The sequence below is a fragment of the Polyangiaceae bacterium genome, assembly GCA_020633205.1.
Taxonomy (GTDB): Bacteria; Myxococcota_A; Polyangia; order Polyangiales; family Polyangiaceae; genus JAHBVY01.
In genome coordinates this window covers 165217-186133 of record JACKEB010000018.1, presented here as the reverse complement: position 1 = coordinate 186133, position 20917 = coordinate 165217, and the positions used below count along the sequence as shown (strand labels likewise).

17 protein-coding genes are annotated in these 20917 nt (G+C 65.0%); 13 read left to right on the top strand and 4 right to left on the bottom strand.

Annotation, left to right across the window (positions count from 1 at the left end):
* Positions 1-98: 98 nt before the first annotated feature.
* Both H6718_29045 and H6718_29040 read left to right on the top strand, forming a co-directional pair.
* Entirely contained in the window at positions 99-1166 is a 1068-nt protein-coding gene (locus H6718_29045; GenBank protein MCB9589496.1) for a hypothetical protein, read from the top strand.
* A gap of 96 nt (positions 1167-1262) precedes the next feature.
* A complete protein-coding gene (locus H6718_29040; protein ID MCB9589495.1) occupies positions 1263-2846 on the top strand; it encodes a serine/threonine protein kinase in 1584 nt (527 codons plus the stop codon).
* Here the strand turns inward: H6718_29040 and H6718_29035 are convergent.
* The 4 genes from H6718_29035 to H6718_29020 form a co-directional block, all read right to left on the bottom strand.
* Positions 2833-5034, bottom strand: coding sequence for a hypothetical protein (locus tag H6718_29035; protein MCB9589494.1), 2202 nt, complete (start codon positions 5032-5034; stop codon positions 2833-2835). The genes H6718_29040 and H6718_29035 overlap by 14 nt on opposite strands.
* 68 nt (positions 5035-5102) lie before the next feature.
* A complete protein-coding gene (locus H6718_29030; GenBank protein MCB9589493.1) occupies positions 5103-6080 on the bottom strand; it encodes a hypothetical protein in 978 nt (325 codons plus the stop codon).
* Between the two features lie 181 nt (positions 6081-6261).
* Positions 6262-6762, bottom strand: a complete 501-nt coding sequence (locus tag H6718_29025) for a hypothetical protein (GenBank protein ID MCB9589492.1) — start codon at positions 6760-6762, stop codon at positions 6262-6264.
* A gap of 129 nt (positions 6763-6891) precedes the next feature.
* Positions 6892-7548, bottom strand: a complete 657-nt coding sequence (locus H6718_29020) for a helix-turn-helix transcriptional regulator (protein MCB9589491.1) — start codon at positions 7546-7548, stop codon at positions 6892-6894.
* 82 nt (positions 7549-7630) lie between these two features.
* On the opposite strand from H6718_29020, the gene H6718_29015 reads away from it, so the two are divergent.
* The 11 genes from H6718_29015 (at position 7631) to H6718_28965 (ending at position 20917) form a co-directional block, all read left to right on the top strand.
* Entirely contained in the window at positions 7631-8485 is an 855-nt protein-coding gene (locus H6718_29015) for an MBL fold metallo-hydrolase (protein MCB9589490.1), read from the top strand.
* Positions 8482-9078 (top strand): carboxymuconolactone decarboxylase family protein, encoded by a 597-nt coding sequence (locus H6718_29010; GenBank protein ID MCB9589489.1) that lies wholly within the window; start codon positions 8482-8484, stop codon positions 9076-9078. Before H6718_29015 ends, H6718_29010 begins: the two co-directional genes overlap by 4 nt.
* 151 nt (positions 9079-9229) lie before the next feature.
* Positions 9230-9976, top strand: a complete 747-nt coding sequence (locus H6718_29005) for a hypothetical protein (protein ID MCB9589488.1) — start codon at positions 9230-9232, stop codon at positions 9974-9976.
* Positions 9977-10028: 52 nt separating this feature from the next.
* Positions 10029-11228, top strand: coding sequence for a hypothetical protein (locus H6718_29000; GenBank protein ID MCB9589487.1), 1200 nt, complete (start codon positions 10029-10031; stop codon positions 11226-11228).
* Between the two features lie 255 nt (positions 11229-11483).
* Complete coding sequence (locus tag H6718_28995; GenBank protein MCB9589486.1) at positions 11484-12008, top strand: hypothetical protein; 525 nt, start codon at positions 11484-11486, stop codon at positions 12006-12008.
* A gap of 178 nt (positions 12009-12186) precedes the next feature.
* Complete coding sequence (locus H6718_28990; GenBank protein ID MCB9589485.1) at positions 12187-13170, top strand: MoxR family ATPase; 984 nt, start codon at positions 12187-12189, stop codon at positions 13168-13170.
* Positions 13171-13218: 48 nt separating this feature from the next.
* On the top strand, positions 13219-14112 hold the full coding sequence (locus H6718_28985; protein MCB9589484.1) for a DUF58 domain-containing protein: 894 nt from the start codon (positions 13219-13221) through the stop codon (positions 14110-14112).
* Positions 14109-15668, top strand: coding sequence for a hypothetical protein (locus H6718_28980; protein MCB9589483.1), 1560 nt, complete (start codon positions 14109-14111; stop codon positions 15666-15668). The genes H6718_28985 and H6718_28980 overlap by 4 nt, the downstream gene beginning before the upstream one ends.
* The gene (locus H6718_28975; protein ID MCB9589482.1) at positions 15665-16939 is read left to right on the top strand and encodes a VWA domain-containing protein; all 1275 of its coding nucleotides are present in this window, start codon (positions 15665-15667) and stop codon (positions 16937-16939) included. Before H6718_28980 ends, H6718_28975 begins: the two co-directional genes overlap by 4 nt.
* Before the next feature lie 10 nt (positions 16940-16949).
* Complete coding sequence (locus H6718_28970) at positions 16950-18989, top strand: VWA domain-containing protein (GenBank protein ID MCB9589481.1); 2040 nt, start codon at positions 16950-16952, stop codon at positions 18987-18989.
* Positions 18986-20917, top strand: coding sequence for a BatD family protein (locus tag H6718_28965; GenBank protein ID MCB9589480.1), 1932 nt, complete (start codon positions 18986-18988; stop codon positions 20915-20917). The genes H6718_28970 and H6718_28965 overlap by 4 nt, the downstream gene beginning before the upstream one ends.

Sequence of the window (20917 nt, the reverse complement as noted above, 5' to 3'; positions counted from 1 at the left end):
CCGACACCGGTGTCGACAGAGCAGCGTAACCAAGCTCAGCGAGGGGCATAGACGTTCGGCACGAGAGTTGAATTGCCCTCTCCGAGAGGTTGTCCAACGTGAATCCCCAATCCCAATCATTCCGCGACCTTGGTACTCGAGCCAAGGCCAACATCGACGACGCAATCGGGAGCACCCTCGCCATACACCCCACGCACGACGGGGCGGAAGGCGACACGCAAGCGCTGCTCGTCAGCTCGGATGCGGCCATTTCAACCGTGCGGCGCACACTCGGTGCAGTCATCGCAGAGTTGGACGGTCGGAGCGATCTGCCGCCCGTCTTGACCCAACTCGCGGATGCCACATTCGTGGCACGACTGTCCGCGGGTCAGCTAGGCGCTGAGCTCGAACGAGCGCGTCAGTCCGAGGAGCACTGGCAGGTCGTCCGCGCGGCAAGCAAGGTGCGTCGGGGGCTCTTGAGGGCGCTGCGGACACTGGACTGTCTCGTTTGCGAAGCCCTCGGCGTCACGGCGTTCACCAGCTACTACGACGCAGAGCTCAAGGAAGCCCTGGAAGCCCGACGAGCCTTCACGCATCTCCGCGAGGATTCGCTATTGGTGCGCGGTCGGGACACCACCTCGGCGCTACGAGCAGCGGGCATGTCGCTGGCCAAGCTCACTTGCCGCAGCCGCTGGCTCAGAGTGTATGACCAGCAGCTGGTTGCAGAGCTCCGCGCGCGCATCGCGGACTGGCTCAAGCGGCGGGCTGCCCTGCGCAAAGCGGGGAGCCGGAGCGCCGCGACGGACAAGCACTTGCTCGACGGCAAGCGCCTGCTCGGCGACTACTTCAGCTTCGTGGAGATCGCTCACGAAGTGAACAAGCGGCCCGAGCTCATCGAACACGATGGCGAGCAACTCAGAGCCTTGCTCGCTGTCTGGGAACGGCTGGATGACACCGAGGTCGCGTCGGCGCTCGAGTCGGTTCGCGGTCGTAGCTTCGAGCTGGACGAACTCCTGGTCCTCGCCGCGCCCCGCGATGAGCTGCGCGTCGAGGTCGAACTCATCGCGGAGCGGCTCATCGGGCGCGCCGACAACCAAGACAGCGGCGCGTTTCCCACCGCAACGCCCGGCGTGGGGGATCGCTCCAGCGTCACCTCGATATCTCAGGTGTTCGCTCAGTTCGCGTAGGCTCGCAGCGCGGCTCCTCGGGCTCGAGGTGCAGAGAAGCCAGGTTATTTGGGTAGCCCGCGCAACCTTGCCCACGACCCAGGTTAAGATCCCGCGATGGGAAGCACCACCGAGTCGCGCCCCGGGCGCTCTACGAGCCGAGGTGGAGCCTTCGTGCGCCTGGGTGGTAGCAGCGCGGAAGGATTCGATTCGGCGCTCGCGGAGCGGGTTCGCCTCTACCTGAAGGTGACGTTTTTCCTGAACCTGGCGTTCACCTGTGTCTTCGCGATCACGCTGCTGACCGGCGAGGGTGACGCCGCATGGGAGCTGCGCACGGGGCTCCTGATCGGCGCGACGACCGCTGCCAATGGTCTCGCTTGGTTCCTGGTCGCGCGCAGCCCCGGACGTGTCGGAAGCTCTCCGTTCATCGCCAGCCTGACCACGGTGGTGCTCACCGGTGTCATCACTCACCTGGCCTTCAGCAACACGAGCGATCCGAACCCATCTCGCACGACGTTCTTCAACCTCACGATCGTGACGGTGATCCTCGTGCTGCGCTCCTCACTGGTACCGAGTCCCACTCTCGCGACCGGCGTGGTCGGGCTCCTGACCCTCGCCTACCCGACCTACCTCACGAACCAGGTTGCGGGGCGCGCCGACCCAGTCTTCATGATCTGGTACGTCGCTATCAGCTTGTCCGTGGTGGCGGTGACCATGCTGACGTCCTCGACGATCTACGGTCTGGATCGGCGAATGCGCGCAGCGAAGCACCTCGGGCAGTACCAGCTCGAGCACCTGCTCGGACGCGGCGGCATGGGCGAAGTGTACCTTGCCAAGCACGCGCTGCTTCAGCGTCCCACGGCTATCAAGCTGTTGCGCGACGTCTCGACCGCCCGCAACCGGGACCAATTCCGCAGGGAAGTGCAAACCGCCAGCAGCCTCAGTCACCCGAACACCGTGGAGATCTACGACTATGGAAAGACGCCGGAAGGTGTCTTCTACTTCGCGATGGAATACGTCGAGGGCGCGACCCTTGAAGAGGTGATCAAGGCCACCGGCGCGATGCCGCCAGCGCGTGTCATTCACTTGTTGCTTCAAGCAGCGGGCGCCCTGGGCGAGGCGCACCAGCGAGGGCTGGTGCACCGCGACATCAAGCCCTCGAATCTCATGCTCTGCGAACGTGGCGGGGTCCCGGACACGCTCAAGGTGATGGACTTCGGCTTGGTGAGAGACGTGGGTGACGAAACCGCGAACTCCAGCGACGGGCTCTCAGGGACACCGCTCTACTTGGCGCCGGAGGCGATCCTCGAGAACGACAGCGGGATCCCTCAGAGCGACGTGTACGCCCTCGGAGCGACTGCATACTTCTTGCTGAGCGGTACACCGCCATTCGCGAGCTCGAGCTTGGTGGAGCTCTTGAGCGATCACTTGGTAAGGCTACCCGCAGCCCTCGAGTGCAGCGACCCCAGTCTGGAGTCGTTGGTATTGCGTTGCTTGGCCAAAGATCCGGCAGACCGCCCCAGCGATGCGCTCGACTTCGCCGACGAGCTGCGCCGCTGCGCAAGAACCAGCGACTGGCAAGCCCGCGACGCGAGGATCTGGTGGGCCGAACACCAGGAAGCGGTCTTCGCCGCTCGGAGCGCAGCCGCGAGGAGCACCGGGGGTCGCACCAGCAACCGTCGCAGCTCTATGCATCACTAGCGCGATCGTAGCTCTTACGCTTTGCCGCGCGGTACTTCGCTCTCAGCGCCTCGACGCTCAGCTCCCCGCCTCTTAGCTCGACGGCCAGCGCCTCGACGACTGAGCGCGGCACCACATGACTGGCCTGGGTGAGCTCGGGTTGTTCCGCAAGCGCGATCAACCTGAGCCGTAGGTTTGGAGGTAGCAGGTTGTCCAAGAACTCCAAACCAGTGCCCCGACGGGTAGCATCCGCGGACGTGACCGCGGAAAGCGCCAACCGCAACTGACCGGCGTCGCCGATCAACGCAAGTAGGATGAACACCAGCTCGAGCGTCGGCGCGAGCTCGTTTCCCCGCGAATCCAGACGAAACGGGGAGTGGCGCTCGAAGGCAGTACGCTCCGATGAGGTCTTGGATGGCCGACGCAGCTCCACCTCCGCGAGGCGCACGATCTCTCGGCGTGGCGGTCGCAGTTGTGGGGAGCCCTCGCAGAGCTTCATCAGCGCCAGAGCGGCAGCCCTGCGCAGGCGAAACTCGGGAGCTGTCCTCAACTCCCACAGCGCTGCCACACAGCGGGCGCTGGGCACACCGGCCAATAGCTCAATCCCCAGCAGTCGCACCCGCATCGACTCACGCTCCGACAAGACCACGTCGCCGAGCTGCCCAACCAGCGCCGGTGCGCTTTGAATGAGTTCCGCATCGACCTGCAGCGACTCCCTCAGCCTCGCTCGCAGCGGTGTATCCAGGAGTCGAGGCGAGACCTCGGCGATGGCGCGACGAGACGACGCGTCTTCAACCACCTCACCACGCTTCGCCTCCGCCCTGGCTCGAACCTGCTCCAGCAACTCCGAACGGCTGATATGAGCGCCTGAGCCGCTCGTCGGCCGGGAGTCGTCCGAGGGTTCGCCCCAGAGCTCTGGCTCACCCACGAAGGTGGACGCCAAACGTCGCGCCACGTCGTCAGCCGGAGGCAACTTGCCAGGCAGGCTTAGCTGAGCGGCCAACGAGTCGACGTAATGTCTCCTCACGGCAACGAGAACGAGGACCGTAGAAACCAGCCCAAGCACACACGAGAGCAGCAACGCACGCTCGATGTGACGCACCGCGAGCGCAAGCACCACTAGGACAACACCGCTGGCCAGAGCCGTGCCAAGCCGATCGCACCCCAGATCAATCAACACCTTGGCGCTGCGCTTCTGCTCCTTTGGCAGCGGCGTGTACAGGAGCTCGTACCCCGAACGATAGACGGAGTTTTCCAGTACCATCCCCGCGCCCCGCAACACCAGCAGCGGAACGAAACCGGGCGCCACGAGGGCCAGGACCGAAAGCGGTAGAAGCAGCACCGGCAGCAGAGCCACCGCGGGGACGACACCGGCCCAGCGCAGCACCCGCTGCGACCCGAAGGCTTGCACGAGGAACGTGAACACCCCGGTTACCGTGTAGAACACGCCGAAGAAACCCACCAGCGACTCATTTTTCCCCGCGGCAACCACCCCGGCCTTGAAGACGTAGTCGATGATCCCTGAGGTCGCGGCCACCAGCAGGACGAGCTGCGCTAGCGACCGCGGGTAGACGTTTTCGGAGATCACCGCGAGACCGCCCCGCAGCTCAGCATCCCCCCTCGCCAAACCGCGGGTGTGGCCGTGGCCCGCCACCAGCGCCACCCCGATCCCGCAAGCCGCGCTCGTCAACGCAAAGCCCAGCATCATCCAGCGCGGGTCCACATCGGAGAACGCCCATGTCAGGGCGCCGCCAAGCAGCCCACCGAGCGTCGCCCCACCGGCGATGCGTCCCATCATCTGCCGCGCGGTGTAGGGATCGAACCGTTCGTTGATCACCGACCAGAAACCGGAGACCACTGCGCCGCCGAAGGCCGCCATGTGCAGGTAAAGCGCGCCCGCGACGAAGCGCGGAGCGTGGGCCGCGAGCCCAAACTCACCAAAGAAACACAGCCCGTTCAGTCCGAACAACACAGGGACAGCCGCGGCCGGAGAGAAGAGCCCGATGAAGCGACCAATCAGCAGCGCCGCACCGAAAGAGACGAGCGCCGCGCAGAGTGTGGCCACAGGCAGCGCGGTGACGGAGAAGTGCTGCAGGAAGAAGCCGTCGCGCACCGCCTTCCCCGCCACCTGCTGAGCAATCATCAGCGTCGCGACCAGTGCAGACAAGCCCGCGATCTGCGCGGAAACAACCTCGGTCGAGCGCCCCATGAGCGGCTTAGCCTACCTGCGAAGCGCACCCTTCAGCTAGCGACGAATGCCGCTAGCAACGAATGCCGCTAGCGACGCAGCCGCAGTAGGCCCGGCTGAGATGACTCACCCGCGGACGCACGGTTCAGCGCGAAGTTCGTCACGTAGGTCGCGTCGCCCGACTCACCAAAGCTGGCTGGAAAGTCCAGCTCGCCCCCGACCAGCACGTCGGTGGTCGTGCCGTCGGCGTCGACGCGCACCAGCTTGTCCTGACGATTGACCGCCACCAGGAAGCTCCCATCGGCTTGTCGCGTCAGCCCGTCAGCTCCGCCAAGCGCAGCGCAGTCATGCTCGACAATCGTGCGCAATGCTCCAGGAGTGCCATCGGCGTTGATCGGCAGCTCGAAGAGCGACGCCTTGTCGTTGTTGACCACGTAGAGCGAACCCGCGTCGTCGATCAGCCCGTTGACGCCAATATCGAAGCCCGCTCCCAACCCTTCGCCGCAAAAGTTGGTGTCGCCGGCCAGCGCGTCGTCGTGAAACCACTCCTCGACCTCGCCGTTCGCGGCGATGCGGAAGATGCTCCCCGCGCCTGAATCGCTGACGAACAAGTGTCCCGCCGCGTCGAAGTCGAGTCCGTTCGGAAACGCCATGTGCTCGTGGGCGGCGAACAGCGTTCCCCCTCCCCCCGAAGCGGGCGCCCGGTAGATCCCCGGCTGGACTTCCGGGTTGAACGAAACCAGAGCCGCATAGAGCGCTCCGGCAGCGTCGAGTTCGAGGCCCGTGAGAAAGCCCTGGTTCGGAACCGGTGCGGGCATTTGCGCGAAGTCGCTGACCGCCCCGGTGGCTAGCTCAACCCGCGCCACGCGACCCGTGGGCGCGAAGCCGACGTAGGCGTGGTCTCCTTGCACGACGAGGCCTTCGGGCAGCTGGCCCTGCTCAGGCGCGAAATGGGCCACAAATTCCGCATGGTATTTAATGGACTCTCCGGACTCACCAGAATCACTCGAGCCGCACGCCGCGGTGAGCACCGCGAGAGACAAGAACAAGCCATTGACGAAACGCATACATCCTCCAAGCGCCGAGCGACCGCAGCAGCTAGCCCCGTGCCAGTCCGCCTCGCCCTCGACGCTAGAGAGATCTAGAGCTTGCAATTGATTAGGCCATCAACAATGGCTTAGCCTAATGTTAAGCTTGGCTTATCATTGTAAGTAACCCCACGACTTCACCCCGCGCAACATGGCTGCCTCATTTGGCCAGGCGCCGCGCCTCGGCCTGCAACATCTCGGCGCTGGCCGGTACCAGCTCCCCTACTGCGTACTGGAGGTTCCGCGGAGCGTCGGCGCCCTCGTAGTACAGCCTCGCTCGATCCACGGCGCGCGCGGCGAGCAACTCGCTCGGCCACAGGCCGAGCCAACGCACGCTGCGACTCAAGAACAGCTCGGCGTGCCAACCGGCTGTCATTACCGCGCGGTACACACCGTCGTAGGGGCTGGTGGCCTGACCGGCCAGCTGTAGTCGAAGCTCCTCGCGGACGCGACGCGGGTCGAGAGGCGACAGCTCCTCCGCGGGGAAGTTCAGTCCATGCTCCTCGTAGCCCAGGAAGCGAGCCACGCGGTCGTAGCGCCGCGCGGCGTCAGCGGCCTGCTCGAAAGCGCCCAGCTCCCACAGCTTTCCCAGGTGTCGAATCGAGGCGAACCAAAGTCGACTGTGCGGCTCGTAGCTCACGCCCACGTATCTGCTCTTCATCATCGCGCACCGGTCACTCGACGTTGAGTGAACGGGCACCTATCGGCGCCTGGTGGCGCGAGTTGTGCATCGTCTCCCTTTGCAGATCAAAACCGCGCGGCCGCGCTCTGCCTTTCAGCGCAGCGGCAATCAGCGCGGCTTCAAGAGCCCCAACACCACCTTGCTGAGCTTCTCCCGAAACCAAGCGTCGCGCGCTGCTTCACTGTCGCGCGGGGAGGCACCGCGTGCTCCGCTGCTAGCTGATCCGAGGGAACCCCACAGCGCCTTGCGCGCCAGCGAGTAGCCGAGGCTCGCGCTCATCACCAAGATCACCGCGAACTCGAGGCTGCTTCGATCGACCCCGCGGAAACGCCCGTCGATGGCATCGATCAAACGTCGCAGGCCCTGAGCTCGGTGGGTGATGAAGTCGTCGGCTCCCAGGCGACCACTCATCAACGCCCAGGCCACCAGCCGCCCGTACGTGGGATCGTTCAAATGTTCGGCGGCGAGCGCCACCCACGCCTCCGGTCCGCCCTGGATCAGTTCGTCGACCCGACCCAGCGTGACCGCCTGAGCGCGATTCACGTGCTCCTGAAACGCGGCCTCCACCAGCGCCTCGTAGGTGCCGAAGTAGTGCGTGATCAGTCCGTGGCTCACCCCCGCCTGAGCGGCGACTTCTTTCAGCCCCACCGCGTCGGGTCCGTGGTCAGCAAACAACGCCAGCGCAGCGTTCAAGATCAGCGCCTTCGCTTCCTCGGGAGTGCGCCGCACGCGCTTCCTACCGGTCTTTTCCCCTCGATCCGCCATGCCGGGCCTATCCTTTCAGCTATTGTCAAACTTGACAATAGCCAACGGCGGTGCCATCTCTGCGGGCAACGGGAGGAATGCCATGAAGGTGCACCACATCTGCGCGACCACGCTGTGTCCGCTCAGCAAACGCTTGGTCAACGGGAGCGGCTCGGCGTTCGAGCGGGGCACCATGGTGTGTCACTGCTGGGTCGTCGAATCGAAGAGCGGGCTCATCCTGGTGGACACTGGGGTTGGTCGGGATGATCTGAAGGACGTCAACCGTCGCCTCGGCGCTTGGTTCCGTACGGTAGTTGGCGTAGACACTGATCCGAGCAATACAGCGTTCTCCGCCGTTGAGCGACTCGGCTTCGATCCCAAGGACGTACGCCACGTCATCCCCACCCACCTGGATCTCGATCACGCGGGAGGCCTCCCGGACTTCCCTTGGGCCGACGTACACATCTTCCGTCCCGAGTACGAAGCAGCGCTTCACCCGCCCACCCATCGCGAGAGCCTGCGCTACCGGCCGCCACACTGGGCGCACCACCCCAAGTGGGACGTGCGGGACGTCGATGGGGATGAATGGTTTGGTTTTCAGGGGGTGAGGGCAGTCGACTCCGAGGAGGACGTCCTCCTGATTCCCCTCCAAGGGCACACCCGCGGGCACTGCGGTGTCGCGGTGCGCAGCGAGACCGGCTGGCTACTCCACGCCGGAGATGCGTACTTCCACCAATGTGAGATGCAGTCGCCGCCAAAGGCCACGCCAGGCCTCAGGCTGTTCCAACGCATCGCTGCGATCGACAATGAGCTCCGGCTTGCGAATCAGGAGCGCCTTAGGCACCTGGTGCGGGACCACCACGCCGAGGTCACGGTGCACTCTGCACATTGCCCCAGGGAATTTAAGGCGCTCAGCGGCGCCGCCCGGGTAGAGGTAAAGCCCGAGGTGCGCGCTTGACACGGCTCGAGCCAGCGGGCGGTTGGAGAGCCAGCGCGGTGCGGCTCTCTGGCGCGGAGCGTGGCGTGTTCGCCTGGGCGTCGCGCCTCGGGAACCGGCTGTTTGGGCGCTCTGAAACGCCAAACATCATGCTCGCGTTGAGCGGCAATCAGCGGCTGTTCTGGCCCTGGTTGGCGTTTGCCTCGCGCTTCATGCCGTTTGGTCAGCTGCCCCATCGCACGCGAGAGCGGCTCATCTTGCGCACCGCTTGGAACTGCCGCTGCGAGTACGAGTGGGGACAGCACGCGGACCTGGGTCAGCGCTGGGGGGTCGACCAAGCGGAGCTTTCGAAGATCGCGAAAGGGCCGGAAGCCGCTTGGTCAGCGCTGGAGCGCGCGCAGTTGCTCGCTGCCGATGAGCTGCATCGGGACCGCTGCGTCAGCGCAGGCACCTGGCAGGCGCTGCGCGAACACCACACTGACGCTGAGCTGATCGAGCTGTTGCTGCTGGTAGGGCACTATCAAATGCTCGCGGGCTTCTTGAACAGCGCTGGGGTTCAGCTGGAGGACCGGTTGCGAAAGCGCTTGGAGCAGCGCGCGACAGCGAGTGCATAACGGCTGACGCAGCGGCGGCGCGCAGCGTGATTCAGACGCACGCTGTGCCCAGCGACTCCCAAAGCATTACTGTACGGAAAACACTGAAGCAGCAGATCCGCGTACTTACGGGCGCCTTGGACGTGGTACAGCGTGTGCAATGCGGCGCGGCGTGAAGAGGCTGCACAGACTGGGTAGGCACCTGCATCGACTCACGGCGCTCCCGACACTGCTTGGGTTGACCTGGAGTCAGCCGGCGCTCGCCGGCGAGCCGCGGAGCTCCTCACCCCCAAAAAACACCCAAGCGACTGTAGTCGCCGAACGCGCGAATCCATGGGATCCGGATCCAGGCACGCGCTGGCAGAAGAAGCTAGCGATCCAAGCTCAGGTAGGTTTGGCGACGCCCCTGGGCGCGCTGGGCTTGAGCCTGGAGTACGCGCCCGTCGAGGAGTTCACGCTTTCAGCCGGCGTGGGGCTCGGCAGTGGTCCGTACTGCTTGAGTCCGGAAGACCAACCGCAAGCGTACGACGAAGTCTGCAAGCGTTGGCATCGCGATCTTCAGTACGCCGTGCTGGGTCGTGTGCGCTTCCCCATCGAAGGTCCGCTGGCGACGGGCTTTGGCGCTGGACCTTCCATCGGAGGCTACACCTGGGTCGAGCCGCTGCAGTTCGATGGCCCGGCATACAAGAGCACCGAGCGCGCGTACTGGGGCAACCTCGAGCTGTTCGTGGAAGGTCGCAGCGAAGCGGGTTGGACAGGGCGCTTCTTCGTGGGCTACGGCTTCATGCTGAACCCCAGTGACCTGCCCTGCGTGGACTGGGGCGCCGGCAACCGCGCAGCGGATCACTGCGCTGAAGACCATGCAGGCGACGGTCATGGCCTGCTCTATTTCGGCTTCTCAGGCGGCTTCGCACTGTGAAGCGGCAGAGCGCTGGCGACGTCAAACGCGGAGCGTCTATGCTGCGGCCCGAATGGCCGGTTCCGATCAAGCGCTGATGCGACTCTTGCGCTGGCTAGGTCCGTGGACGCCGGACCACCGGTCCCCTGACGGGATCCAGAAGCGTCGCGAGGTGATTCGTGCGGGGCGGCTACCGGGTGTCCGCGGCTTTCACGCGCGGGAGCTCGCCCGCCCAGCGGCTTGGAGAGGCGACGCCGAACCCACGCAGCTCGAGATCGTCCGATATTACCCCAGGGAATCAATTATTGGGCACTTCATCGTGGTGCAAGGCCTGCACTATCAAGGTCCCGACGATCCGCGCCTCGACCGCTTTTGCCGCGTACTGGCCGGCGCGGGCCTGATGGTGCACGCGCCGATGCTGCCGGGCTACCTGGACTTGCTCCTGAGCCCGACGGTCTCCGATGACCTGGAGCTGGTAACGAAGCACGTTTGCAACTCACTACCGCGCGGTATCAAACCGAGCCTGTTCAGCATTTCCTTCGGCTCGGCGCCGGCGCTGGAAGTGGCGGCGCGCATGCCCGAGGCGATCGACGCAGTGGTGACCTTTGGAGGCTACGCTGAGTTGAACACCGCGCTGCGCTTCTGCCTCGACGGGGTGATGGAGCTCGAAGGTCGCTCGCACAAGCTGAGCCGCGATCCGCTGAACGCTCCCGCCTTGTTTCTGAACCTGCTGCCGTTCCTCGAGCTGCGCGAAGACACCCAGGCGCTGGAGCGCGCGTTGCGCGAGTCGGTGTATCGCACCTGGGGGCGCCCAGAGCTGAAGCCGCTCAGCGCACGCGCGCGGCTGCTCTACGACTTGGCGGAGCACGTTCCGAGAGGCCAGCAGGACCTGTTTCGGCTGGCCGTTGGGCTGCGTGACGAGCTCGACGGGCAAAGCGCCCGTGAGTGGCTAGATTGGGGACTCCGTCAAGGCCACGAAGAGCTCGAGTTCGCACGACCGCAGCGAGCGATCGCGCGGGCATCTCGGCCCACGGTGGTGCTGCACGGCCGCGAGGATGACGTGATTCCCTGGGGAGAAGCGGTGAAGCTCGAGCGCGCCCTCAAAGGCCGAGTTCCGACGCGGCTCTTTTTGACGGGCCTCTTTGCCCATACCAACGCGGAAATGCCGAGCATCGCGGAGCTGGGACAGGAGCTGCGTGCATTGCTCGGTATGGCAACCGCGCTGTCTCGCGCTGGCCAAATCGAGGCATGGCTGCAGCAGCACCCCAACTAGTCACAGCTCAACCTGCTCAGACGCAGGTTTTTCCGCTTTCAAAGCGCGCGTAGGTTTTTGTTACGCGACGATTGAAGAGATCGGGTAGATGAGCCGTCCAAGCGACGGAGCGCCGCTCGGCGCTCCAGGTGGTGGCGGTTCCCCGTCATCTACCTCCCGACTCGATGCGCGGCTCGTGCTCGTCGGGACCCAGTACAGAACCCGATCCTGCCCTGCGCGCCTAGACGCGTGGGACATCGCTTCACCGGAGGCAAAATGATCCGCGTAGTCATCGCCAGCTTCTTGATGGGCGGCCCGCTCCTCGCACTCGCTCCAAGCGCCGGCCCCAATCCCCCAGATTCTCTCGATCCCAACGGGCCCCGCTCGGAGATCACGTTCACGCACAAGGCGCGCCGCGTGCTCTCTTGCGAGGCGAAGCGCAGCCCAAAGCTCACATGCAAGGCGAAGAAGGACCAGGTCGACCCCACGACTTCCGTGCGGCTGGTCCCGGTGCGAACGCCAGACATCACCGGCGAAGATCAGCGGCGCTCGCGGAGCGTCACGCTTTCCCCCGATGGCGCCCAGGCCCGCCAGGCGATCACGTTGGCCGCCGGAGTCTGGGAGCTCGAGTGGGCTGGCCGGAAAAAGCATGAACGGTTCCGGGTGGCTGACGACCAACCCTTCACCATCAAACTGAGCACCACGAGCGGCAGCTGTGAGGCTCGTGACAACGAGTGCCGCCTCGACGCGACCAAGGTGTCTCAGACCGTCAGCGTCCCCGCTGGGCGCATGGCCCAGTAGGCTCTCCAGCCTCAGCGGACTTCAGCTCCGCGCAACATCCGTCCCCGCTGGAATAGACCCAGCGCGCGGATTGTCTCCCGCCACGCGGTCGCGGTATAGCGGCCCCACCTAATCGGAATGCGAAACTTCGCGATCTTCCATGGGATCCCGAAGTTCGCCGGCAGGAGAACAGTTCGAGATGGACGTCAGAGCCCTCAACGAAATCGTCGCGAAGGAGAGCGCCTTCATCGACGACGTCACCGCGGAAATCGGCAAGGTCATCGTTGGCCAGAGCTACATGGTCGATCGCATCTTGATCGGCCTGCTAGCGGGTGGCCATGTGCTGCTCGAAGGCGTCCCCGGCTTGGCGAAGACACTCACCGTCAAGACGGTGTGCGACAGCATCCAAGCCAACTTCTCACGCATCCAGTTCACGCCAGATTTGCTGCCTGCCGACGTGATCGGCACCGTGATCTACAACAGCAAGACCGGCGAGTTTACGAGCAAGCTCGGGCCCGTTTTCGCGAACCTGGTGCTCGCCGACGAGGTGAACCGTGCTCCCGCCAAGGTGCAGAGCGCGCTGCTCGAGGCAATGCAAGAGCGTCAGGTCACCATCGGTGACACCACGTACAAGCTGCCGGATCCGTTCGTCGTGCTCGCGACCCAGAACCCCATCGAGCAAGAGGGCACGTATCCCCTACCCGAAGCGCAGCTCGACCGGTTCATGCTGATGGTGAAGGTCGGCTACCCAACTCGCGACGAAGAACGCCAAGTCATGGATCGCATGACGCAGAACACGCAGGCGTCGGCGCATCCAAGAGCGACACCCGAGCAATTGCTTCAAGCGCGAAAGGTCGTGCGAGACGTCTACGTGGATGAACGCGTGAAGGACTACATCGTGGACGTCGTCTTCGCGACTCGTGAACCCAGCGAGCGCGGCCTGAAAGAGCTCGCTTCGCTGATCGAGTACGGCGCGAGCCCACGCGCGAGCATCGCGCTGAACCTCGCTGCCCGCGCTCACGCCTTCTTGCGTCACCGCGGCTACGTCACGCCGGAAGACGTGAAGGCAATCGGAGCCGACGTGCTGCGCCACCGCATGGTGCTGAGCTACGAAGCCGAGGCGGAGGACATCACCGCCGAGGACGTCGTACGTCGCGTGTTCGAGGTGGTGGAGGTTCCCTGAACGGCGCCCCGCGCACAGCGTCGAAGCAAGCTTGATCCCGGAGAAAACGTGAGTTCCAAGGACCAGCAGAGTGCGCAGGAGAAGACCCTGCGCACCATCGAGATCCGCACCAATCGTTTGGCGACGGAGCAGCTGTCTGGTGACTACCGCTCGGTGATCAAGGGCCAGGGCTTGTCTTTCCGCGAGGTAAGACAGTACCAGCCTGGCGACGACGTACGCACCATCGACTGGAACGTCAGCGCGCGCATGGACGAGCCCTACGTGAAGGTGTTCGTCGAAGAGCGCGAGATGACCGTGATGCTGGTCGTCGACATCTCGAAGAGCGGGCGCTTCGGCACCGCACGGCTCAACAAGGGGCGCCTGGCAGCAGAGGTCGCTGCACTGTGTGCGTTCAGCGCGAACCAGCACAACGACCGCGTCGGCTTGATCCTCGCGACGGATGAGGTCGAAAAGGTGATCCCCCCGAAGAAGGGCCGCAAGCACGTGATGCGTGTCGTGCGCGAGATCTTGAATACGGAGCCGCGCCGCTCGGGGACTGACCTCTCAGCGGCTCTCGAGATGCTGTACATGGTCGCCCGGCGTCGCTCCGTGGCTTTTCTGATCAGCGACTTCTACGCTGCGGACTACGAGCGCACCCTGAGCCTTGCTTCCGCGCGGCACGATGTTATCCCGGTGATGCTCACGGACCCTCGAGACGCTGAGCTGCCCGACGTCGGCCTCGCCTCGTTCGAAGACCTGGAGAGCGGCGAGGAAGTGCTCGTCGACACCTCGAGCCCGCTGGTACGCGCGCACTACAAGCACTTGGCAAAACAAGAGCGCGCCAAGCACGTCGCTGTCTTCCGCAAACTCGGCCTCGACCACTGCGTCGTGCACACGGATCGCCCCTACGTGAAGCCGCTCCGTGACCTCTTCGCCCGCAGGGCAAAGCGGGTGCATCGATGAAGTCCCGTTCGCTCTTTTTGGGGGTGCGGCAGCACTGGTTGGCGCTAGGCAGCTCTGCGATCGCACTGGGCATCGCGGCAGGCGCTGGTGCGCAGCAGCCGCCAAGCGACCTCGAGATCCCGAAGTTTCAACCCCGTGCACCCGCTGCGCCTTCATCCAGCGCCAGCGCTGCGCCTTCCTCCAGCGCAGCGCCTTCATCCAGCGCCGCGGCGACCGATGCTGGTGCGCAGACCGACTCCGATGCGGCGCCCGACGACAGCGGGTTGCGCGGCGCGCAGGGGGGAAGCGTCAACGGCAAGCCGGCGTCTCCCCAGCAGCTTCAGGACATCGCGAAGCAAGCCTCCGAGATCCCCGGCGGCACCTGCTCGGAGCACGTCCCTGAGGGCAAGGCGCGACCCAAGCTCACGCAGCGAGTCGCCCCAAGAGGCCTGTCTGGCTACGCGGTGACGCTCGAAGTCGAGGTCGAGCATGGGAAAGGCGAGAAGCTGTTTCCGAGCGGATTCCGATTGAACCGCACGAGCGAGGAAGCAGCGGCCTTCGAGAAGTCGGGCTTTGCATTCCCGGACCCTGACGGCGGCGCAGGACCCGAGATCAAGACTGAGCCGAGTGGTGATCTGCTCAAGAGCCAGGTGCGGCTGAACTTCGTCGCGTTGCCGAAGAAGGGCGGACGCCAGGAGCTTTGGCTACCCGCCGTGCCCATCACCTTGGCCCGCGCCAACGGTGAGCTCGTGACGCTGTGCACCGAGCCGGCAAAGGTCGTCGTCGATCCCCCGACCGCCAACACGCCGTCGCCGAAGCCTCACCCCAATCCCCCGCCCCGTCCCCAAAGAGAGGTCTGGGAGGCGGCCAAGCTAGCGACTGGAGTTGCGCTGGTCGCGCTCATCGTCGGAGCCATCGTGGCCAGCCTGCTGATCTGGCTGAAGCGCCGCCCGAAGCCTGCGCCGCCCCCGCCGCCGCCGCGCCCGCCCTGGGAGGTTGCCATGGAGGAACTCCACGATCTGCGGCAGCGCCAACTGATCGCTCAAGAGCGCTTCGACGAGCACTACGACGACGTGTGCCTGATCCTTCGCCGCTACCTGGGCAACCGCTACGGCATCGGCGAACAGCTCGGCGACGCCGGTGCGCTCGAGAGCACTACCGAAGAGATCTTGAGTGTGCTCAAGCGCATCGTGCCTCCAATCCCCGTGATGAGCAGCGTGGAAGCCTTCCTGCGCGAGGCTGACTTGGTGAAGTTTGCCCGCGCCACTCCTGACCCGGAGCAGTGTGAGGCCGCTTTGGCAGCAGTGGAACAAATCGTGGTCCGCACGGTACCTGGGCGACCGAACCCTGGTCAGGCGCCGCCGCCCTCCGCTCGCTCGTTCGGTGTCGAGTCACCGATTCAAGACCCCGCGTTGCTGGCACCGCCTCCAGGCGAGGCGCCGCTCACGGAGAGCGCGACCGCGAAACTCGATGGTGAGGAAGAACCGCCCGATGACGGAGCCCCGCCAGAGGGATCCGACGCGGACGCTCAAGCAGAAGCAGTGGACGAGCCGCCAGAATCCGGGAGGAAATCATGAGCGCTCCGGGTTCAAAGAAGCGGGAGGCGCAGAGCGAAGCCCGACCGTTGGCGAGCGCACCGAGTGGCAGGGGCAAGCGCAGCGCGCCGAAGCCTGGACCACGTAAGGAGCCGAGCACTGCCAAGCGCAAGGTCTGGCGCGCACTACTCCTGCCGCTGTGGATCGTGCTCGCGCTGCTTGTCGGCTTTGCGTATCCGGTGCTCGCCAGGGGGAACGCGCTTCTGGCTGCCAACTGGCAGTGGTGGTGGGCGCTGCCGCTCTTGGTGGTCGTACCAGCGGTGATCTGGCGCGCGACCTATGGTGAAGACCGACGGGTCCCTCGCATCCAGCTTGGCACGGTTCAACCGCTCACCAGCGGTCCGCGTGGGATCCGTGTGTGGCTAAGAGACCTGCCGGGAGCGCTGAGGGGCGTCGCACTGATGCTCTTCGTGTTCGCGCTGGCGCGCCCCATTGCCACGGTCAAGCCACAGAACAACGACGAGCAAGGCATCGATTTGGTGGTGGTGCTCGACCTCTCGGGCTCGATGCGCGCGGCGATGGATCAGCTCCCTCCAGAGCTGATGAAGTACGTCCCAGAGCGCGCCCCAGGGGTACGCCCAACTCGCCTCGACGCAGCCAAGGCAGTGATCCGGGACTTTATTTCCCGACGGAAAACTGATCGCATCGGTGTGGTGGTGTTCGGGCGAGAAGCGTATGTCCTCTCCCCCCCAACCCTGGACTACCACTTGCTGGACACGCTGGTGTCCAAGATGAACCTGGAGCTGATCGACAACGCGGCGACGGCCATCGGAGATGCGACTGGGGTAGCGGTGGCTCGGCTACGGCGCAGCAATGCGAAGAGCAAAGCCATCATCTTGCTCACGGACGGCGACAACAACGCTGGCAAGATTTCACCGGAGTACGCGGCGCACCTCGCCACGGTGGTGGGAGCGAAGGTCTACACCATCCAGATCGGAGACGGAGAGACCGCCGAGGTGCAGGACCGCTTCAACCTGTTTGGGCAGCCGCACTACGTGAAGGTGAACTACCCGACCAACCCGGAGTTGCTCAAGCAGATCGCCAGGGAAACTGGCGGTCAGATGTTCGTGGCCACGGACGCCAGCGCCCTCCAGGCCAGCTTCCACAAGGTGCTCGACGAGCTGGAGAAGACGCGCTTCGAGGCGAGCATCGCGAGCTTTGAGGAACTCTACCGTTTCTTCCTGCTACCTGCTGTGTTGCTGGTTGCGCTGGAGGCCCTGCTCCACGCGCTGGTGCTGCGGAGGTTTCCGTGAGGAGGCGCACATGAAGTTCGCCAACTCCGAGTGGCTGTGGGGCGCAGCCAGCGCGCTGCTGGTCGCGGCACTGCTGATCTACGGCGGCATTCGCTCGACCAAAGCGCTGGCGCGCTTTGGCGACGAAGAGCAAGTGCTCGGGCTCGTAACGAGTCGCGCAAGCGCGCGGCGCGCCTTCAAGGGCGTGCTGTTGGTGTTGGCCGTGGCCTTGGGTTTCGTGGCGTTGGCTGGCCCCCAGTATGGCCGGGGGACGCGGCTCATCCCTGCGACCAACCTGGATGTGGTGCTGGTGCTCGACTTCTCGAAGAGCATGTACGCGCGTGATGTGCGTCCCTCACGCATCGACCGCGCGAAGAGCGAGATCGCGCGCCTGATCGCGGAGCTGCCGGGAGCACGCTTCGGTGCGGTGGCGTTTGCAGGCGACCCCCTGAGTTTTCCTCTGACCAGCGACGGCGGTGCGATCGCCCAGTTCTTACGCCAGCAGACGCCGAACGACATGCCCGTTGGCGGCACCGCGATCGGGCGCGCCCTAGAGGCGGGCCGAGATCTGCTGCGCCGTGACCCCCTGAGCCAGAAGCACGCAAAGGTGATGATCCTCGTCACCGACGGCGAAGATCTGGAAGGCGATCCTGTAGCAGTAGCTACCGCGGCGGCCCGCGAAGGGATCACGGTCCACGTCGTGCAAATTGGCGGCCGAACTCCGGAGCCCATCCCGGAGATGAGCGACCAAGAGGACGTTGTGGGCTGGCGCACGGACTCCCAAGGCAAGCCCCTAACGACGGAGCTGACCGCCGAGGGTGAACAGCAGCTGGCGCAGATCGCCGAACGAGGCAACGGAGTCGTCGTACGCGCCTCCAAGGGTGAGACCGGGATCCGCGAGATCACAAGCCGCCTGTCCAAGCTGATGACCGAGGAGCTGGCGGAGAAGGAGGAGACCGTCTACGCGGACGTCTTCTATTACCCCGCGGCACTGGCGCTCGTTCTACTGCTGATCGAGGTGTTCGTTGCTCAAGCCAAGCGGCGCAAGCGCCCCCCGGAGCCGCCGCCCCAACGCCCCAAGCGGGAGCCGAAGAACCGGCGCCGAGACCGCCTGCGCGCGACTGCCGCCACAGGCGCGGCCCTGGTGCTGATCATGGGCTGTGAGCGACTCGACAAGGTCTTCGAGCGCAATGCGCCCGACGTAGACCGGTCCATCGAGCTGCTCGATGCCGGAGCCGCGGCCCAAGCTGGAGATCTGCTCGAGAACTACCTCTCCACGGGCGCCTGCAAAGACGGCGCGATTGGTACCCCTCCGCGGGTGCGCGACCGCCCTGCAGCGAGCTTCGATCTGGGCCTCGCCTTGTTCAAGATCGCCGAGAGCTTCGGTGGCCGCTTTGAAGTCATCCCCGACGGTGGCGTCCAACCGATGGACGACAAAGCGGCGGCGCGTAATGCGCAGATCGAGTGCGCGCAGCGTATCGTGAGGCTCATCGCTGCCGACCCGGCCGTGGCGCTAGAGCTGCGCGCTCGAGCCTACTACCTGGCGGGCAACCTTGAATTTCTGCGGGGCAATTTTGAAGAAGCGATCAAGAGCTACGACGAGGCCCTGAAGATCACCCCCGGTCTGCCCGACGACAAAGGCGACCCGATCGGCCGCGACGCAGCGTGGAATCGAGCGATCGCGCTGGAACTCAAGGAGCAGCAAGAGCCGCCAGATGCCGGAAGCGACGCGAACGACGACGCCAGTGACGGCAGCGATGGCAGCCAGGACGCCCAGCCTGACAGCGGCGACGATGGGGGGAATGACGGCGGCGACGGTGGTGACGAAGGGGGCAAGGACGGCGGCGGTGACGACGCCGGTGACGACGCTGGCAAGCAGGACAACAAGCCCGACGGTGGCAAGGATGGCGGCGCAAGCGACGCTGGCAAGCCTCCGCAGCCCCAGCAGCCGCCGTCGGTCAACCAAGATGATCGCATGCTAGACATGCTGGAGCGCGCGCCAACGCTACAACAGGAAGCAGCCAAGCGAAACGCGCTGCAGCAGCGGGTGAGAGGTCTGGAGGACAAGTGAACGCAGGGAGCCACACACGGGCACACGGCCGCGCGGCAGCCCTGGCGCTGCGACTGAGCGCAGGCTCCGCGCTTTCGCTCGGAACGCTCACGGCTTCGCTACTGTTCGCCGGCGAGGCGCTCGCCGCACCGCAGCTTCGCACGACCGTTGGCACCCATCGCGTGGAAGTAAACCAGCCGTTTAGTCTGGAGCTGAGCGTGATGGGGGACGACGCCGAGCGCGGCGGCGCCTTCCGTTTGTTATTGCCTCGCGGATTCGAGATGAGCGGTCCACGCATCGCTACTTATCGTCGTTTCAGCATCGGGCAAACGATGCAGCAGTCGTCGGGGCTGCGCGCGACGTGGCGCATCATCGCCTCGCGCCCCGGCACGTACACCATCGGGCCGCCGTCAGTTCAGGTGGGCTCGAAGCGCTACACGGGCGACGCGATCAAGATCGAGGTCGTCGCAGCAGGCTCGGGTCCTCGTAGCAGGCCTTTCGATCCCTTTGGTCTGGGCACACCGCCAGGCTTCCCCGGGTTGTTCGACGATCCCGACGATGACCTGAACAACACGGACGATCTATTCCCTGCGGCCCCGGAGGAATTCCGCACGGATAAGGCTCTTGACCCAACCGCTTTCATCCGCGCAACGGTTACACCCCAGACAGTCGTCGTTGGAGAACCGCTGGTTTATCGCGCGTATGCGTATGGTGGCCGAGGCCCCTTCAACGAGCTCAAGTCCACGGAGCCAACCCGCGCCGACTTTCTGGCGTATCCGGTGATCGAGAACTCCATGGGCCAAGATCAGCACCGCGTCCGTATCGGTGACGTGGTGTTCACCGCGGTGAAGATCCGCGAGACCGTGATGGTGCCCATCAAGACCGGCGATTTGGTGATTGGGCCAATCAGCATGGGATTTGGAGGCCAAGCCTATGCCTTCGGCTCGAGCCGCGGGCTCAACCGAGAGAGCGCCGCGGTGCACATCCGCGTCATCGAACCTCCGGCAGCGGGGCGCCCCGTCGGCTACACGTTGGGTGACGTCGGAAACTTCGTGCTCAAGGCGCGAGTCGAACCAAGAACCGTCGAACAGGGCGACTCGGTAAGCGTCGTCGTGCGCCTGGAAGGCCAAGGCAATCTCCCCGCTGCGCTCAAACCTCCCCAACAGAACGGCGTGGAGTGGCTCGAACCCAACGTCCAGGAACAGATCGACCCAAGCGGTTCGTCTCTCGGCGGCTGGCGTCGCTTCAGCTACACAGCTCGGCTGACAAAGGCCGGCGAAGTGGAGCTCGGGAGCTTCAAGCTGCCTTACTGGAACCCGTCGACCAAGCGCTACGAGACCGCCCAAGCCGACCTGGGCAGCGTGCGAGTCGATCCTTCCAAGGAACCGATCGAGGAGCCGAAGGCCGACACCGACGCGCGCCTGGACCTGGCTCCACGCCTCGAGCTCGGTTCCGCGGAGCAACGCCGCTTCCACATGACGGACGCCTGGTACTACTGGTTGCTTTTGCTCGGCGGTCCGCTCGGCGTGGCTCTGGTACACCTGGGCGGGCGCGGCGGCAGACGCTTCGCGAGTCGCCTCAAGGAACGCAAAGAAGCCAGCGAAACTCGGGCCTTCGAGGCGCTGTCCAAGGCACGCGACGAGCTCAAGGCGGGTAACACCAAGCAAGCCGCGAGCGAGCTCGAGCGGGCTCTACTTCACGCCATCGAAGCAGGTACGCGGGTGAAGGCGCGGGGTGTCCTGCGCGCGGATCTCCCGGCGGAGCTCCAAAAGAACGGCACCACCGCTAGCACCGCCGAGGCGGTGTGCGGGCTGCTCGACGAGCTCGACGCCGTGAGGTTTACCGGCGCCTCCCTTGGGTCCGACGTGGTCGATGGGGCCCGCGATCTGATGCGTGAACTAGGCAAGCTCAAACCCAAGGGATCCCGTGATAGTGAAGGGGCCGCCTGA

Excerpts from the sequence above, each read along its gene's own strand:
- H6718_29040 (MCB9589495.1), top strand. The coding sequence starts at position 1,263 with ATGGGAAGCACCACCGAGTCGCGCCCCGGGCGCTCTACGAGCCGAGGT.
- H6718_29035 (MCB9589494.1), bottom strand. The coding sequence starts at position 5,034 with ATGGGGCGCTCGACCGAGGTTGTTTCCGCGCAGATCGCGGGCTTGTCT.
- H6718_29030 (MCB9589493.1), bottom strand. The coding sequence starts at position 6,080 with ATGCGTTTCGTCAATGGCTTGTTCTTGTCTCTCGCGGTGCTCACCGCG.
- H6718_29025 (MCB9589492.1), bottom strand. The coding sequence starts at position 6,762 with ATGAAGAGCAGATACGTGGGCGTGAGCTACGAGCCGCACAGTCGACTT.
- H6718_29020 (MCB9589491.1), bottom strand. The coding sequence starts at position 7,548 with ATGGCGGATCGAGGGGAAAAGACCGGTAGGAAGCGCGTGCGGCGCACT.
- H6718_29015 (MCB9589490.1), top strand. The coding sequence starts at position 7,631 with ATGAAGGTGCACCACATCTGCGCGACCACGCTGTGTCCGCTCAGCAAA.
- H6718_29000 (MCB9589487.1), top strand. The coding sequence starts at position 10,029 with ATGGCCGGTTCCGATCAAGCGCTGATGCGACTCTTGCGCTGGCTAGGT.
- H6718_28995 (MCB9589486.1), top strand. The coding sequence starts at position 11,484 with ATGATCCGCGTAGTCATCGCCAGCTTCTTGATGGGCGGCCCGCTCCTC.
- H6718_28990 (MCB9589485.1), top strand. The coding sequence starts at position 12,187 with ATGGACGTCAGAGCCCTCAACGAAATCGTCGCGAAGGAGAGCGCCTTC.
- H6718_28980 (MCB9589483.1), top strand. The coding sequence starts at position 14,109 with ATGAAGTCCCGTTCGCTCTTTTTGGGGGTGCGGCAGCACTGGTTGGCG.
- H6718_28975 (MCB9589482.1), top strand. The coding sequence starts at position 15,665 with ATGAGCGCTCCGGGTTCAAAGAAGCGGGAGGCGCAGAGCGAAGCCCGA.
- H6718_28970 (MCB9589481.1), top strand. The coding sequence starts at position 16,950 with ATGAAGTTCGCCAACTCCGAGTGGCTGTGGGGCGCAGCCAGCGCGCTG.